The organism is Vibrio methylphosphonaticus (assembly GCF_023634655.1).
GTDB classification, from domain to species: domain Bacteria; phylum Pseudomonadota; class Gammaproteobacteria; order Enterobacterales; family Vibrionaceae; genus Vibrio; species Vibrio methylphosphonaticus.
In genome coordinates this window covers 26,052-42,793 of the sequence record NZ_JAMKMS010000028.1, presented here as the reverse complement: position 1 = coordinate 42,793, position 16,742 = coordinate 26,052, and the positions used below count along the sequence as shown (strand labels likewise).

Annotated in this window: 8 protein-coding genes; 4 read left to right on the top strand and 4 right to left on the bottom strand. The window is 44.5% G+C overall.

Annotated elements, in window-relative coordinates; genetic code table 11:
• Positions 1–7,440, top strand: a complete 7,440-nt coding sequence (locus M9196_RS21635; protein ID WP_319946378.1) for a tandem-95 repeat protein — start codon at positions 1–3, stop codon at positions 7,438–7,440.
• 137 nt (positions 7,441–7,577) lie between these two features.
• Here the strand turns inward: M9196_RS21635 and M9196_RS21630 are convergent, their stop codons facing one another.
• From M9196_RS21630 to M9196_RS21615, 4 genes are all read right to left on the bottom strand, one after another.
• Positions 7,578–9,692: a type I secretion system permease/ATPase gene (locus M9196_RS21630; RefSeq protein ID WP_250619576.1), complete on the bottom strand. Its 2,115-nt coding sequence runs from the start codon at positions 9,690–9,692 to the stop codon at positions 7,578–7,580.
• Positions 9,693–9,707: 15 nt separating this feature from the next.
• Positions 9,708–11,618 (bottom strand): bifunctional diguanylate cyclase/phosphodiesterase, encoded by a 1,911-nt coding sequence (locus M9196_RS21625; protein WP_250619575.1) that lies wholly within the window; start codon positions 11,616–11,618, stop codon positions 9,708–9,710.
• 6 nt (positions 11,619–11,624) lie between these two features.
• Positions 11,625–12,275 carry a transglutaminase-like cysteine peptidase gene (locus tag M9196_RS21620; protein WP_250619579.1) on the bottom strand — a complete coding sequence of 217 codons (651 nt, stop codon included), beginning with the start codon at positions 12,273–12,275 and terminating at the stop codon, positions 11,625–11,627.
• 68 nt (positions 12,276–12,343) lie between these two features.
• Complete coding sequence (locus tag M9196_RS21615) at positions 12,344–13,735, bottom strand: HlyD family type I secretion periplasmic adaptor subunit (protein ID WP_250619574.1); 1,392 nt, start codon at positions 13,733–13,735, stop codon at positions 12,344–12,346.
• Positions 13,736–14,092: 357 nt separating this feature from the next.
• Between M9196_RS21615 and pdxH the strand changes: the two genes are divergently transcribed.
• The 3 genes from pdxH (at position 14,093) to M9196_RS21600 (ending at position 16,729) form a co-directional block, all read left to right on the top strand.
• Positions 14,093–14,731: a pyridoxamine 5'-phosphate oxidase gene (gene pdxH / locus M9196_RS21610; protein WP_250619573.1), complete on the top strand. Its 639-nt coding sequence runs from the start codon at positions 14,093–14,095 to the stop codon at positions 14,729–14,731.
• 369 nt (positions 14,732–15,100) lie between these two features.
• Positions 15,101–15,901: an AraC family transcriptional regulator gene (locus M9196_RS21605; RefSeq protein WP_250619572.1), complete on the top strand. Its 801-nt coding sequence runs from the start codon at positions 15,101–15,103 to the stop codon at positions 15,899–15,901.
• A 165-nt stretch (positions 15,902–16,066) separates the two neighbouring features.
• Positions 16,067–16,729: an HAD family hydrolase gene (locus tag M9196_RS21600; RefSeq protein ID WP_250619571.1), complete on the top strand. Its 663-nt coding sequence runs from the start codon at positions 16,067–16,069 to the stop codon at positions 16,727–16,729.
• Positions 16,730–16,742 lie beyond the last annotated feature (13 nt).

Sequence of the window (16,742 nt, the reverse complement as noted above, 5' to 3'; positions counted from 1 at the left end):
GTGACGGGCATTAATGATAAGCCTGTGGCATTGCCTGCCGACGAAATGACGGATGAAGATACGTCGATTTCACGTAGCGTGCCTGACGCGTCTGACGTGGATGGCGTGATCGCGTCTTACGCACTGCAAGACGATGTCCCAGCAGACAAAGGTAGCCTAACGTTTAACTCGGATGGCTCATACAGTTTCGATCCGGGTGAAGATTTCCAAGGGCTCAGCAATGGTGAATCGGAAAATGTCACCTTCACTTACATCGCCTTGGACGATGAAGGCTTAGCGAGCGCGCCTCAAACCATCACCATCACGGTGACCGGCATTAATGACAAGCCCGTCGCGTTGCCTGCCGATGAGGTAACTGATGAAGACACCTCGATTTCACGTAGCGTGCCTGACGCGTCTGATGTGGATGGGGTGATCGCCTCTTACGCATTGCAAGACGATGTCCCAGCAGACAAAGGCAGCCTAACGTTTAACTCGGATGGCTCATACAGTTTCGATCCGGGTGAAGATTTCCAAGGCTTAACTAGCGGTGAGTCAGAAGTTGTAGAATTTACTTACTATGCGGTTGATAACGAAGGGAGCCAAAGTGAGCCAAAAACGATATCTATAACTGTTCATGGCTTGAACGATGATCCAGAATCTGAAGATTTCGCCATTACTGTGACTAATGGTGCGGCAACCCCTGTTTATTTTGATACTGGGGAAGGTTCGATAGAAGGCGCTGGATCGGATCATATCTCTGATATCGAAGATGATCGCAGTACTGCGGATGACAAAACACTGTCGGTTGTGATCACCGAGCTTCCTGTCGGTGGTACTTTGCTCTACAACGATGGGGGTAGTGTACGGGAAATTGTCGAGGCTGATCTTCATATTGAGGGCTCAGTGGAAGGAACGGCCTTTGATCCAAACAATATTTCATACCTTCCTGATGAGAACGCTCAAGGATTTATTCTAGGGATCAAAACCCCTCAAGGGTTGGTGGAAGAAGAGAGTAGTCAAAGTGATTTCTTGAACTGGGGTGAACCTGGCAATTCTTCATCGGAACGCGTGCTGACTGTAGGTAATGACACCATTACGATCACTAGTTCTGGGGGGAATTTAACGCAATATCGAGGGGATCCTGATACGAATCATGTTGGCTTTGGATTGGGTGTTGGCGGTGGCAAAGGCATCAACCAAGGGGAAACTATCACCATAGATTTTTCAGATCGCCCTGCAAGCTCTATCGCTCTGGGGCTTGATGGTTTAGGTGGTTTCTTTGATGAGAACTTAAACAACAGCAATGAATCTTCCGCGCTCATTTCGGTTACTTTGAGTGATGGGTCCATTGTTGAACTTGACCCTTACCAGAAAAGCTCGTCAGGGAATGCGGATTTAGACGTTGATTTGAACATTTCTATTGCAGATATCCCAGGGGCTGAAGGCTTATTAATTGAAGCTGTTACCGTTGGTACTGAGGGGAATGGTAATTGGGAACTGCGCTATTTAGAAACAAATCTAGAAGATTCGTTTGATTATAAAGCGTTGGATTCTGATGGTGCTTACAGCCAAGAGTCGACGGTAACGATTACCGATCAAAACATGAATGCGAACCCTGATGCGGTTGATGATCCGGAAAGCTACACCCTAATTCAAGGGGATATGGGGGGCGGCGATCAAGGCTGGAGTGACGTTGAAAGTATTGTTGCTCAGTATGATGGTGAAACGGTTAGCTACAAGATTGATGGTTCTGATCGAATTGGTATTCCTGATGGGACCGTTAATGCGGGTCCTGAATCTCAAATTCAATATAATCGAGATGAAGGCGAGTCTGAACAGCTGGTTATTACGCTAAAAGAGCCAGCGGTTGATGGGGCTTTTTCTGTCACCAATCTTTTTGCTAACGAAGGAGGCTCTGGTAATCATGAACAAGGCAAATGGTCGGCATATTTAGGGAATACCCTTGTCGCAAGTGATCATTTTAATAATGACTCTGGTCATAAGGGCAGTTTCGAGATAGAAACCAATGGCGCAGCCTTTGATCGTCTTGTTTTTGAGTCGGTTGATTTTACCGACGGTCCCGCTCGAGGTAACGATTCTTCCGATTACTTTTTGCAAGGTATTCAAGTTGTTGGGGCGGGGGCTTATGTATTTGAACATGATGAGCCCGTCGTTATCCCATTATCTGAAATTCTAGCGAATGATAGTGACATCAATGGTGACGATGTACGTATTACGTATGTCTTTGGTGAGACGGAAGGGGACGCTCGAATTGAAGGTGGCAATGTTATCTTCGATCTCCCAGAAGACTTTTCTGGACGCACTGAATTCCAATATCAAATTACCGATGACAAAGGTGGCTTTGATAGCGCAACGGTCAACGTACTGGTTAACCCTGCGCCTGTGAATCTTAGCAGCGTTGCGTTTAGTCTTGGGGATGATAGCGCTTTGGAAGGCGAAAGTTTGTCGTATTTGGTTACTTTAGATGGAACCACTAACGTTAAAACGTTCTTTGACGTTGAGTTTGGTACTAATGGTGACACCGCTTCTGTAAACGATGTTGACCTTTCTACTATGACTTTCAGCGATGGAGTGAGTTATAACGCAATCTCGGGCGAGCTTGAAGTGCCAGAGGGAGTCAGTGAATTTAGTATTTCACTGCCTACGATTGACGATGATCGCTATGAAGGCGATGAAAGCTTTACTCTACTTATTGATGGTCAAGCCGCGACGGGCAGTATCATTGATAATGACCCAATTTCGTTGTCTTTATCTGGTGGTGGTGAAGTCAGTGAAGATGCGGGTAGTATCGGGTTCGAACTTGAATTGAGCCACGCTTCAGATGTGCCGTTAACGGTGGCGCTTACGCGTGTTGATACCGATACTGACAGCGATGACTTTAGTAGCACAACGGCCAGTTATAACAATGGTAGTACCGATGTACCCCTTACCATTGTTAACGGTGAAATCGACATCCCTGTAGGCGTAACAAACATTGATATTCATGTTGGTATTTTCGATGATGAACACTACGAGCAAGATGAAGACTTTACACTGAAAATCACCGAGCCAGCAGGGCTGACTACCAATGGTGTAATTGGCGTGACCGCTGATGCTACGATTTCTGATGATGGTGAAATTGATGGTGGGCCAAGTGGAGATAATGATAATAATGCACCAATCTTAGATTTAGATGGCAGCGAAAATGGCTCTGGGTATAGTGCTAGCTTTATCGAAGGAGATGCGCCAATTATGGTCGTTGATAGCGATATGGTTATCACTGACGATATTGATGTCATCAGCAAAGCTGAAATTAGACTTACAAACCCACAAACCAATGATTCGTTATCGTTAAATGGTGTGTTACCAGCAGGGCTTAGCCTAACAACCAGTACAGTTGGTGGGGCATTACTACTGACTATCACTGGTGAAGCGAGTGCGGATGTGTATGAGGCTGCGCTTAAACAGCTCGAATTTCAAAATGACAGTCAAGACCCAAATACAGAGTCTCGCGAGATTAAAGTGACAGTGTTTGATGATCAAGATTTAGCCTCTAATGTTGCGACCTCAACGATTGATGTTATCTCCGTCAACTCGCCTCCAGAATCGGAAGATTTTAGCTTTAGCATTTCTGGTAACGAGTCCGTAGCGGTGAGCTTTGATACAGGGACAGGCTCGATTGATGGAGAGGGTAGCGATCATATTTCAGATATTGAAGACGACATCAACGACGAGCAAGTTGCTGTCAAAATTACCGAACTTCCTATCGGTGGTACGCTTTTCCATGACGGGGTAGAGATCACTCAAGCCCAAGTAAACAACGGTGACACTTTTGATCCGACAAAGATTACTTACCAAGCAAGTGAAAATGCACAAGGGTTTGTTTTAGGTACTAAAGCTATTCCGACAGACAGTGATTTAGAGAGTACTCAAGAGGCGTTTTATAACTGGGGCGATGAGGTAGACGGCAAAAACCGCGCCCTCGAGTTAGAAAATGGTGATGCGGTTACTATTAGCAGCAATCGCGGTACCCTCACGCAATATCGAGGTGACGTGCAAGATAGTCATGTGGGTCACGGGATTGGTATCGGTGGTGGTCAGGGCATTAATGAGGGTGAGCAGCTTTCTATCGGCTTCGCTGACCGACCTGCGACTCATGTTGATCTTGGCTTGGATGGTATGGGCGGCTATTTTTATAGTGGTCTTGGCAATAGCAATGAATCAGCAGTAACGATCAAAGTGATGCTGAGTGATGGCTCTACCGTGGACTATACGCCTGATGTACAAAAAGACACATCAGGTAATAATGAGTTATTTCATGAGTTGAGTTTTTCTGTCGATAATTTGGACGTTGAAGATGGCGTGCTAATCACTGGTGTCAGTTTAGGGACGGATGGTCCAGGTAACTGGGAGCTAAGATATTTAGAAACCGCTTTGAACGACAGTTTCACTTATCAAGCGGTAGATTCTGATGGTGGGTTAAGCGAACAATCTGTTGTTACCATAGTCGATGAGCGTGTTAATAACGCAGCACCGACGCTAGATCTTGATGCCAGTGAAGCAGGAACGAGCTTTGCTTCTTTGTTTACTGAGGGAGACAGCGCTATTGGCGTGGTTGATAGCGATGTTGATGTTTTTGACGAAAATAACATCATATCCATGGCGGAGGTAACCCTAACTAACCCTCAGACAGCGGATAGCTTTAGTGTAGCAGCGCTAGGCAATCCATTGCTAAGCGGCATTGCTTATTCTAGCGAAACATTAAACTCTGGCGCGATTAAAATATCTTTGTATGGCAATGCAAGCGCTGATGATTATGAAGCTGCGCTAAAACTCATACAATTTGAGAATGACAGTCAAACCCCTGATCTAACGAGTAGAGTTATTGAGATCACGACGTTTGATGAACTCAGTCAACCGTCTAATACCGCTACTTCAACCATTGAAATGGCGAGTGTATTGGATCTGTTGGTCGAGCCTGCTAGTGGCGATGAAGACAATCAGATCCCGTTGACAATTGATCTACCTGCCGCCAGCGATGCAACTAAAGTAGAGATTAGTAGTATTCCGAATGGAGCGAAAATTTACGTTGGTGTAAATGAGGTCGCCGTTGTAGATAATGCGGTCACACTCAATGAACTTCAGCTAGCGCAGTTATCCATTCAACCGGAACCAAATAGTGATGTTGACTTTACCCTTCAGGTCAACGCGCTTGATTCTAGCGATCAGTTGATCGAACAAACGGCATTAGAAGTGACGGTGAGACCCGTCTCCGATACCCCAGTGTTGAGTGTATCCGGTGACGTGATGTTAGCCTCAATCGATTTTGAAAATGTCCATTTAGGCGGACAGTCGTGGCGTGGAAATGTCTCCGATGCTGAGCTAAACAATAATGGCTCAACTGGCATTTGGGGAACAGAGAATTCAAGCTCTGTAAGTGAGGTTGGACGAGAGGGGGTGTATCTAGGCAACCAGTCACAAGATAAAGACAATCAGATTTTTGAAATTGAAGGTCGACGAAATACAGATGACTCGCTGTTCACGGATTTTGAAGGCCAAGCCGGCGCATTTTATAACCTAACTTTTGATATTGCAGCAAGGCGAGTCAATGGTTCACCGGTGAAAGTTTTCTTGGTGGATGAGCAAAATGTCCGCAGTGAGTTGTACGAATTTGATGATAGCGTTGATAGAGCCTGGAATTCAGAAAGTATTGTGTTTCAGACACCAGAATCGGGTAGTTATCGCCTGTTATTTGAATCCGACCAGGTTGATAGTTACGGGGCATTATTAGACAACATCTCCCTTAGTACTCGAACCAACTATGGCTACGAAGATAGCTATATTGATCTCAGCGACATCACAGCTTTTTTGACTGACTTAGATGGTTCAGAGTCATTAAACTTGGTATTAAAAGGGCTACCAGAAGGCTCTATTGTGACCAACGGTATTCAAACACTAGAGGTGGGATCATCACTCGAAGCCGATGTTACCTTATGGCAAAACTTGGAGGCTCTGCAGGTCTTAGTTAATGATGCAGACGTGTATACGGTTACCATTGAAGCGACATCGTCAGAGAATGACAACACTCACCCCGCGACGGATTTCACGGTGTCAGAAGTCATTAACCTGACTGTTGTACCGAACCCGAATGCCGTTCCTAATACAGAGCCCACAGTGACAGACGTAGAGTTTTTCGCTGCAGATGACACGATCCCACTCAATTTTTCAGAGTTGGTGACAGACCTTGAAGATGATGCGAGCGACAACAAGCAAACCTTCGTTAAGATTGAAGGTGAACCGGAATTTGGACAGCTTTATTTCTTGAGTGGTTCTGGCGATCGTTTCGATTTAGATAACGGGGATTTGGTGGAAGACAGCATCGATGTGTACTACGACATTGATGTCGGTTTTGACGCGACGACAGCGCAATATGAATCAGATTTGAATGTGTTGCTTGAACAAGGTCTAGCGATTAGTGGTGGTACTTATGGGGGGGCACAACCTCATGTAAATAGTGAACTTGAAAGCATCGCATTTGATGGTGCTGGCGCTGCTAAGCAGCGAGGTTACTACACCAAGCGTGCTGACGAAAATGGTCAAGGAAAAGAAACGGAAGCGCAGGCTAAAGAGTACATGTCGATCAAGTTTACTGCAGGTTTAATGACTCGAACCTTGGTGGGTGTAGGTAGTCTCACGGGGCAATTTAGTGCCAGCGCGAATGGGGGAGGGCAATCGAATATATTTGTCTACCTTTATGCAGGAGGCGATTTAATCAGCAATACTCCTGTGCAGTTGAACAATGATACGATAGTCGATCATCAAGCTACGATTTCAGTGTCTTCAGAGCAAGGTTTTGATGAAATGCGAATTGTTGCCGTTGACGATAACGGTAAAAAAGCGGGGTTTGTATTGCAGTCTATTGACGTCGTGGATGCCGAAATTACCGACCAATTTGAATACAGTGCGGTTGATTCCCAAGGTTTAGCAAGCGTAGAAACCGCTACCGTTAATGTCAACATTGTTCCAAACGGTAATGCTTCCGATGCTGAAAGCGTCGATTATGCCGTACAAGGAGGCAGTGGGGTGACAGTGATTACTGGCACTGACGGTGATGATCTGATTATCGGAGGTCAGGGTTCAAATGTGCTAACAGGTGGTTTAGGTGATGATACTTTCAAATGGACGGAGTCTGATTTAGACGGCAGCCATGACGTGATTACTGACTTCTCGCAAGACGATGGAAATCGCGATGTCATTGACTTTATCGACTTGTTTGATGATGACGATACACTACAAAGTCTGCTTGATAATAACACCATCGCGGTGACGGAAGAGGACGGCAATACCTTGATTAATATTGATAAAGGTAATGGAAAAACCGTCACTATCGAGCTTGAAGGCGTGACGGGAGTAGATAACAGTATCTTGAGTAATATTGTGATTATCCACGACACTTAACGCAGACATTTTAGTCATGATAACGGTTTTATTTAGCTCGATATAAGCGCAAGTAAAAGCCGCAGTAAATAAAAAGCCCCCCAATAGTTGGACACCAATTATTGGGGGGCTTTTTATGTCCAAATCGGACCCGCTACTTAACTTGCTGCTTTGACCTTGCCCTGCCTCAAATCGTTGAGGACTTGTGCTTTTGGTCCATCAGCAATAATGGCGCCTTTTTCCATAACAATGACTCGATCAACGACATCAAGCATTGACGTTTTATGAGTAATCAGCACGAGAGTTTCTGTGGGTTTTAGCTGTTTTAGTTGCGTTTTAATATGCAGTTCAGAACGGTTATCCATCGCACTGGTAGGTTCATCCATAATCAAAATAGGAGGACGAGCAAGGAACGCGCGTGAAATGGCGACGGCTTGTCGTTGTCCTCCAGACAGCAATAGACCGCCTTCGCCAACTTGGCGTTCTAAGCCAGCAGGGTCTTGCTGAGTGAATACGGTGACACCCGCTCGGTTTGCGGCGTCCATCACGTCTCTGTCGTCCACCAGCGGACGCCCTAGAGTGATATTGTCACGAATAGAACCAAAGAATAAATTACAGTCTTGAGGGACACAGCCAATATTGCGCCTCACGTCCACATGGTGAAGCTGAGCGATGTCTGTATCATCAATTCGTACATGCCCCTCTGTTGGCTGATATAGCCCCATAATCAAGCGTTCAAGCGTTGTTTTACCTGAACCAATACGACCAATGATTGCCACTTTTTCGCCAGGCTCTATTGTGAGGCTTAAATCTCGAATAGACGCCATAGGTGAGTCAGGGTAGTGGAATGTCACTCTATCTAGCTCGATTTTTCCATGAATAATTGGGCGGTGGATATAGCGCTTGCCTTCTTCTTGTTCATCGGGCATTGCCATGACTTGCTCAATGATGGTCATTGAAGACTTCGCTTGATTGTAGCGAGTAGAAAGCAATGAAAGCTGAACCAAAGGACCGATGGCACGGCTACTCAGCATGGTGGCAGCGATTAGGCCCCCCATCGTGAGCTCGCCATCTGAAATAAGGTAGACACCAAGAATGACCATACCAACGTTGCTCGACTGCTGCACAAACCCTGCGGTATTTTGAATACCATCAGTGATACGTTTACTTTTAATATTCCAGTTGGCCATGTGCGCGACGGCTTCTTCCCAGCGGTATTGATACTGGCTTTGAGCGCCAAAAATTTTCACGGTTTCTAAGCCTGCTAAGCTTTCAATAAGGTTAGCGTATTTTTGCGAAGCAAGGCGTGAGCCTTCTTCAATCGCTCGTCGCAGAGGCGCTTGAATAAGCAAAGAGTAAATAATCAAAATGACGACGCCAATGATGGGAATGATCACCAAGTTGCCAGCCATTAACCAAATGAGGACTAAAAACAGCAGCGCAAAGGGCAGATCAATCAGAGATGCGATGGTTGCTGAGGTGAAGAACTCTCGGATGGATTCGAATTCTTGTAGATGACGAGCAAAAGCCCCAACAGATGGCGGTCGCGACTCCATTCGTATTCCCATCACCTTGCTAAAGAGCTTTGACGAAATAAGAATGTCGGATTTTTTCCCTGCGACATCAATAAAATAGCTGCGCATTAGTTTGAGTACAAGATCAAAACCAAAGACGATAAAAATCCCGGCTGCGAGTACCCACAAGGTTTCAAAAGCAAGGTTAGGCACAACTTTGTCATAAACTAGACGGGTAAAAAGAGGCGCGGCAACCGCAAATATGTTGATAACGAGTGATGCCAGTAAGACATCTCGATAGATATGTTTTGATTCCCAAATCGTGCCCCAGAACCAGTGTCCTTCGCGGGTTTTGAGTACTTCTGGCGAGCGTTCGTCGTAGCGAAACTGTTTTTTTACCAGAAAGTATCGACCGATAAATTGTTCAATAAGATCGTCCAAAGGGACAGATATTGGTACTAACCCTGATTCGAGCGTGATCACTTCTGCTTCGTTGTTCTCAGAATCGATGCTGTTTAAGACGCAGGCATCACCGCCTTTCAGTAATAGAATGACGGGAAAGACAATGGACGGAATACCGTCGAGTGTTGATCGATTTTCCTTCGCGACTAGCCCTGCTCGCTCGGCGGCTCTAGGAAGTAGGAATGGCGTTAATTTACCTTCTGACAGTGGTAAGCCATTCACCAGCGCTTCGGGAGAGTTGGCAAGCCCATAGTATCGGCTGATGTAGATCAGCGAATTCAGTATTGGGTCTTTCATGCTATCGGCACCTTGTTATTTATCGACGATAAAGCCTTGGAATACATCCACAAAATGCTCAGATAGGAAATCTAACTGAGTCTGTGTTTCCACTCGAGAGGCGATAGTTTTTATACCTAAATTGTGTGCGGTTCGAGAAATTGACGTGAGCGTGAATTTCTGTTTTTCGTCATCCAATTGATGTGTATAGAGGTAGTCTAGTTTGACGTAATCAGGTCTAAACTCACTGATATATTCTAATGAATGGAAATTTCGACCATAGTTATCGACACCAAATTTAGCCCCTTCATTACGTAGCGCATTACAGAATAACGCGGTGTGATGTGGGTTATTGATGAAACACGTTTCTGGGATTTCAAAATGCAGCTTTTCATTAATGTCACGATGCTTAGCAAGCGTTTGAGATATCCAACGTATAAAGCTAGGCTCGGCAATACTGGTTGGGGCGATGTTGATGGCGATAGGATCCGACATCTCTTGTTTCTCTAACTTCTCGATGACCGAAATAATGACATGTTCATCAAAAATGTAGCTGGCATTCAATTGTTCTAGAGCAAGTAGGTATTGATTTGCTGTATATCGCTCGCCATCTTTTTCAATCGCAGAAAAGACTTCTCTATGATAGGTCTCACCCCAGCTACTATTTGCAGCCTGAAAACGGAATGTGACCCAGTCGTTGCTGATGGCTTCTTCAACCATATTGCGCCATTGCTGCTTACCTAGAATCGTCCCCGTTGTTTCATTGGTGACATAGCCATAATCTAAAGCTGGGTCGGCTTTGGCTTTTGTTAACGCATTGTCTAATACGGACAGCAATTGTGTTGAATTTTTACGTTCTTCGTTAAAGACAACGCCCAGTGCTGATTTTGCTTTACTCAGCCCGGTAGGATCTGAGTTCAAGTCTTGAACGCAACTTATAATGTTACTGGCGACTAATTGGAGCTCACTCTCATCAATATTTGGGAAGACAAAACCAAATTCATCAGTAGATATCCGCGCGATCACGGCGTTGGGAATATTAATACTCAGAGATAATAAATCGGCAAGTTCTTTTACTTGGCCATCACCTGCTTCATAGCCTTCCGCTTTATAGGTTCGTTTAATAAACTCCGCGTGCAGAATCGCAACGCCACCGAGAGAAGATTCAGAGAGCCACTGGTTAAGCTGGCCCATATAAAAAGCTCGGTTGCCTAACTGTGATACCGGGTCCATATAGGCGCGCTCTCGGAGTTTTTGCGCTTCTTTGGCTTGCTGTTTAAATGATTCTTCTACGTGCGCTGACATACTGTTAATGCCATCGACTACAGCAATTAGGTCCTTGGTGCGAGGACGCTTCAAAGGGTCACCAAATTGTTTGTGGGCAACTTGCTCCATTTTTTGAATAATCGCCCTTAAAGGTGTTAGCGCTCGTCGCAAGATGAAGGCGATCGTCATAATACCTAAGACAAAAATAACAATGAAAGCAATGACGAGGTGTTTTAGCGCCCCCCAAAGTTCGGCGTAGGCGTTACCGGGATGACTGATTATTTCCACTTCTGCGAGTTGCAACCAGCCGCTTGTGACAACTCTAGAATCATCAATGGGCTTAAATATCCCTAAATTTGTAAACCATTCGGGGACATTGTTGGGTTTAACTGGGTAGCTGCGAACGATTTCTTGCTCATTTTCTAAGAAAACTAAACGAACGGTCGAGTAGGTACTGCCATCAAATAGGGCGTTGATTACGGACTCGACGGCAACAGTATCTTGCGATTTCAAATACGGAGCCAGTGCTAAGCCAACGGTATTGATAGTATTGTGTACTTCTGAACGTTGCTGCTGCTCAAGGAAGTTTTTTGTGGTGTTAAACTCGATGATAAACACCGACGTTAAGAGCAGAATAAATACCGCTATCATGCTAACCACTAGCTGTCTGTATAGTGTCATAATTGTTTACTCGTCGTAATTTACCTTGGGTTTCCTTAACTTCAATGAGCGCTCCCTAGAGCGCAAATCATTCCATAATTTCAGTCTCGACGACTTGCCAGCCAATTTCCCTTGTGTGGTTTTCATCACCCAAAGATTTCGACCGTTAAAGCTGTATATCGGAAGCAGATCATTTCGTTTTGAGGCGGGCTTAATCTCACCAATTAAATTGTCTAAAATTAATGGTTGAGAGCGCGGCGTTTCATAGTAGGCAAGAACCATATGGAACTGATTTAGCTCAATGGCTTTAACATAAACCAGTCGGAGCTTTTTGTCGGAAATACCGAGCTCCAATAATGAAAAATACTTTGCAATGGTAAAGTCTTCACAATCACCAGCATTGCTCCCTAAAAACTCCAAAGGTGTCGCCCAATAGTCCTTTTTTCCCCATAAATGAATGTCGTCAACAAAATTCAATTGATTGAAAAACTGATTAATTCCCGCCAACTGCTTTTGCTCGGATTGTCCTTGTAACTGAGCAAGGGTTTTTCGCCATGTTTCGACACGTTTGCCAGCTCTTTCGCCATAGATGCTTGACACCGTGTTGATCCAAGTTTGTTCTTGTTTGGTATAGGCATCGGAATGACCGGTAAGTAATAGCCCCGTTGCCACTGCGATACTGAGAAGGCAGTGCTTGATTTTGATTGGCAGACGTCCTGTCCGCTTATCCAATAACACCGTCCGCTTTACTCTTTAAGTGCGTTGTTCTGGGCACTGATTAACGGTTTTAATAAATAATCGAGAACCGTTCGTTTCCCTGTAATAATGTCAACAGATGCCGTCATCCCCGGAATAATAGGTAGCTCTTCACCTTGCCCAAAATTTGTGATTTCGGTTCTTACTCTAACAATATAGAAACTGTTCCCTTCTTCATCTTGTGTGGTGTCAGCACTAATGTGTTCAAGTACCCCATCGAGACCGCCATACTTGGTAAAGTCATAAGCGCTGAATTTTACAACGGCATGCAAATCGGGACGTAAAAATGCTATGTCCTGAGGCGCGATTTTCGCCTCAACCAATAGGGTGTCTTCGGTCGGGACGATTTCAACCAAATCCATACCGGGTTGAATGACTCCACCAACGGTATTGACATTAAGCGTCTTAACGGTGCCGTTGACCGGAGAAACAACATTGGTACGGTTTACTCTATCTTCTAGGCCAACCGCCGATTCGGTCATTGATGAGAGCTTATCTTGCGCTTGATTGAGCTTTTCTTGCTGTTCAGAACGAAACTGTTGAGCGATGTCGATTCGGCTGAGCATAGACTCTTGAATTGCGGATTTGAGGGCGGGTACTTTGAGTTCTGTCGAGGTCAGTTCTCGTCGCGTATCGTTCACTTGACGTTGTAATTTGAGTAACTCAATTTTAGGAACGACCCCTTCATCAGCTAAAGGTTTAGTAATGTTTAGTTCATCCCTTGCGAGATTGTAGCCTTGCCTGAGGTTACGAACTCGAGCTTGTATTTCGACCAAGTCTTGTTGTTTTTGGCGAACCTGGTAGTCAAGAACGGAAAGTTGGTTGCGCAATTCATTGAGATCTTGTCGGTATTCCGCTCGCTGACGACTGGCAAGTTGAGGGTAGTCGGCTTCGAAAGTCTGTGGGAACGCCAGTTTATCTGTTTCTAACGTGACAGATTGCTGCCAGTTTTTGTTATCGACGTCTTCGTTGATGACGACACTGGTTAATGAGGCGGATAGCTGAAGCACATTGGCGGTTAGATTCAAGACCTGCTGTTCGCGCTCTCTAAAGTCAGAGCGGAAGCGGGTATCATCAATCAGTAGAAGCTGTTGACCTTCTGTTACTGTATCCCCTTCTTTGACTAAGATTTGTTTAACCAATCCGCCTTCCAAATTTTGGATGACTTGAATCTGAGATGATGGGATCACTTTGCCTTGACCCACGGTTACTTTATCTATTTCAGCCCAAGATGCCCAAACACCAGCACAAATGAAAAACAGTACAACGACCCACAGCATGATCCGTGCGCTGGTGGGGGTATTGAGAAGTAGCGCGGCGGTTTTATCGTCTATGTAGTCGATTTCGGCGTCAGAAACTTTATTGTATTCGTTTTTGTTCATGTCCTATCCGCGATTGATATCAGATGACGTTATCCGATGGTTTAATACTATTACTACTGTTGTAAAATTGTAACTGGCGTACACTGAAGACTCGATCCACTTTGCAATAACGATGAGCGTTATTGAGTGTCATTTAATTAGCCTTCTAATTAAACTAGTCTACATACTAGAGTTTAGTACTACTTTTGTGAATGCAAAGTAATGATATATCGAAATATTGTCTGTTTCATCCCGTTCTAATGACGGATAAGGATAAACTAGAAGATATCCAGCAAAAATCGATGATGAGTTGTCGCATATAGGGTTGTTTTCTGCTGGTGATAAGCGCAAAATTCAAAAAAACGTTGAGGAATGGTTATGGAACTCGAAGATATCCGCCGTGAATATTCAAAGGGTGGGTTACGTCGTCAGGATTTACTCGCAGATCCTATCGAACAATTTAACGCATGGTTAGAGCAGGCTGTTGAAGCTAAGTTAACGGATCCGACGGCGATGACAGTGGCAACGGTTGATGAAACCGGCCAACCATTTCAGCGTATTGTATTGCTCAAAAATGTGGATAAAAATGGCTTTGTTTTTTATACCAACTTGGGTAGCCGCAAAGCACAGCAGATTACAGCTAATGCGAAAGTCAGTTTGCATTTTCCGTGGCATCCTTTAGAGCGTCAGGTGCACATAACTGGTGTAGCTGAAAAGCTGAGTACCCTAGAAAATATGAAATATTTTTCTTCGCGTCCTAAAGAGAGTCAACTTGCTGCCATTGCCAGCAAGCAAAGTAGCCGAATTTCTGCTCGTGGTGTCCTTGAAGGAAAATACCTCGAGTTAAAGAAAAAATTTGAAAAAGGTGAAATTCCGGTCCCATCATTCTGGGGAGGTTATCGAATTCGACCTGAATCGATAGAGTTCTGGCAGGGCGGAGAAAACCGCTTACATGATCGCTTTTTATTTACAGAAGATGGTGTGGGCCAGTGGGATATTGAGCGTCTAGCACCTTAATATTTGCTACTCAGTCTTAAGGCTCCAGTTAGCGCCGGTCTGCGTGGTTTTGGTACCCTATGTTCATACTTCTAACAAGTAACGATAGCGACTTTTGACCTAACGGAATTGATATCTAGCCGCAATTATTGCGGCTTTTTTATATCAAAATCGTGAAATAGTTCAAATTACAACCACCGTAACTTATTGCTTCATGATCATGGTTCCGGAAGCTTGATCAAGTGAGGATCTTTTGTTTTCTGCAATAACCGCTTGAATCTAGGGTATGCGGTGACCAATTTACTTATTCGATCATGAATACCTTTTCCAAAATCGAGTGAAATCGCTATACTCTCGTTTTCTTCCTCGCGATGAATAGCGCCTTGAACCATGCCCAATAAATCACACTTATCCCATGATCATGCTTCCCCAAAACCGGCTGAAATAGTCCGTTTGCCTTCTCATATGGACTCTCATGATCACCACTATTCACAAGTCGTGATTGGTTTAAAAGGTCAGGCAGAGTTTGAGGTTGGCGGTGTAGGTAACTTAGTCGGACCTGGTCAGGGGTGTGTTGTCACATCAGGCCTTGATCATGCTTTCGGTGGTGTCGTTGATCAACCCGATATTTTGGTGCTGAACTTACCTATTCCTAATGACAGCGATCCAGTATTACTACATCGTATCAATGAGTTATCAAAAGAAAAAACGTATTTCCAGCTCGATACACAGATCCAAAAACTGATACAGCTATTGGTCGCTGAAATGAAGAGTAGTCCTGATGATCTGCTATTGAGCCGTGCTTGCAATGATACGGTTGTTGCACTACTCCAACGTCATATCTCTGCATTTAAAACGTCGTTACGAGATTCTCGTTTTGATCTTGAACAGATAGACCGCTATATCGATCTGCATCTTTCCCACAAAATATCGGTATCGCAGTTAGCAAGTAGTGTCTTTTTGGGGGAAAGCCAATTCCACATGCTATTTAAAGAGCAGATTGGGATTACGCCCCATCAATATGTCTTGAATAAACGGGTTGATGCAGCCAAACGGCTCATTGAGCAAGGGCATTTGAATTTAGGTCAGGTTGCCGAGTTAACGGGGTTTTCTGGCCAAAGTACTTTCACTCATGCGTTCTCACGCTTACAAGGTATCTCTCCTTCTCAGTTTAAGAAGCGATTTCTGTGATTTGACGATCGCATTGCGTGTCTTGTCTTTCGTTTCTGTTTCTATCCCATGCTATAACATCAAGTTGTCATAATCGGTGCTTAGCATGATGCGAAATTTGACCGTAAATCGTTAATGCAAAATCGTTAACGATATCGTATTCGCTGGACGACAATGGAACCGCTAATGCTTCAAGACCTCTATGTTTTTGATATGGACGAAACGCTTTTTGACGCCGACTGTGCAGTATTATGGAATGAATTTCTGGTAGAGAAAGGGGTAGCGACAACACCAGGCTTTCTTGAAGAAGATGCGCGCTTAATGGCGTTATATGCTCAAGGCGACTTGGCAATGGAGGAGTATTTGACTTTCTCTATGTCGCCGCTTAAAGGAGTTCCAAAACAAGATATTGCATGTTGGGTCGAGCAATGTATCGATGAAAAGATTATGCCTCGCTTGTATCCACAGGCAAAGGCGTTACTGGTTAGCCTAAAACATGATGAGGTTGACACGGTAATGATCTCCGCATCGGTCAGTTTTCTTGTTAAAGCTATTGCCCAACGCATCGGGATTGATGTTGCTATGGGAATTGATTTAGTTGAAGACAACAGCACTTATACCGCTGAAATCGATGGTATTGCTACTTATCGTGAAGGTAAGGTGACTCGTTTACAGCAATGGCTAAAAAATGAAAATCGCGTTTATCACACCACGCATTTTTTTACCGATTCGATTAATGATCTGCCATTGTGTGAGCACGCTAATTACGTCTATCTGGTTAATCCTTGCCCCAAATTAAGAGCGTTAAGTAATCGAGAGCACTGGCAGGTGTTAGCATGGGCGTTATAAACAACCGATCAGA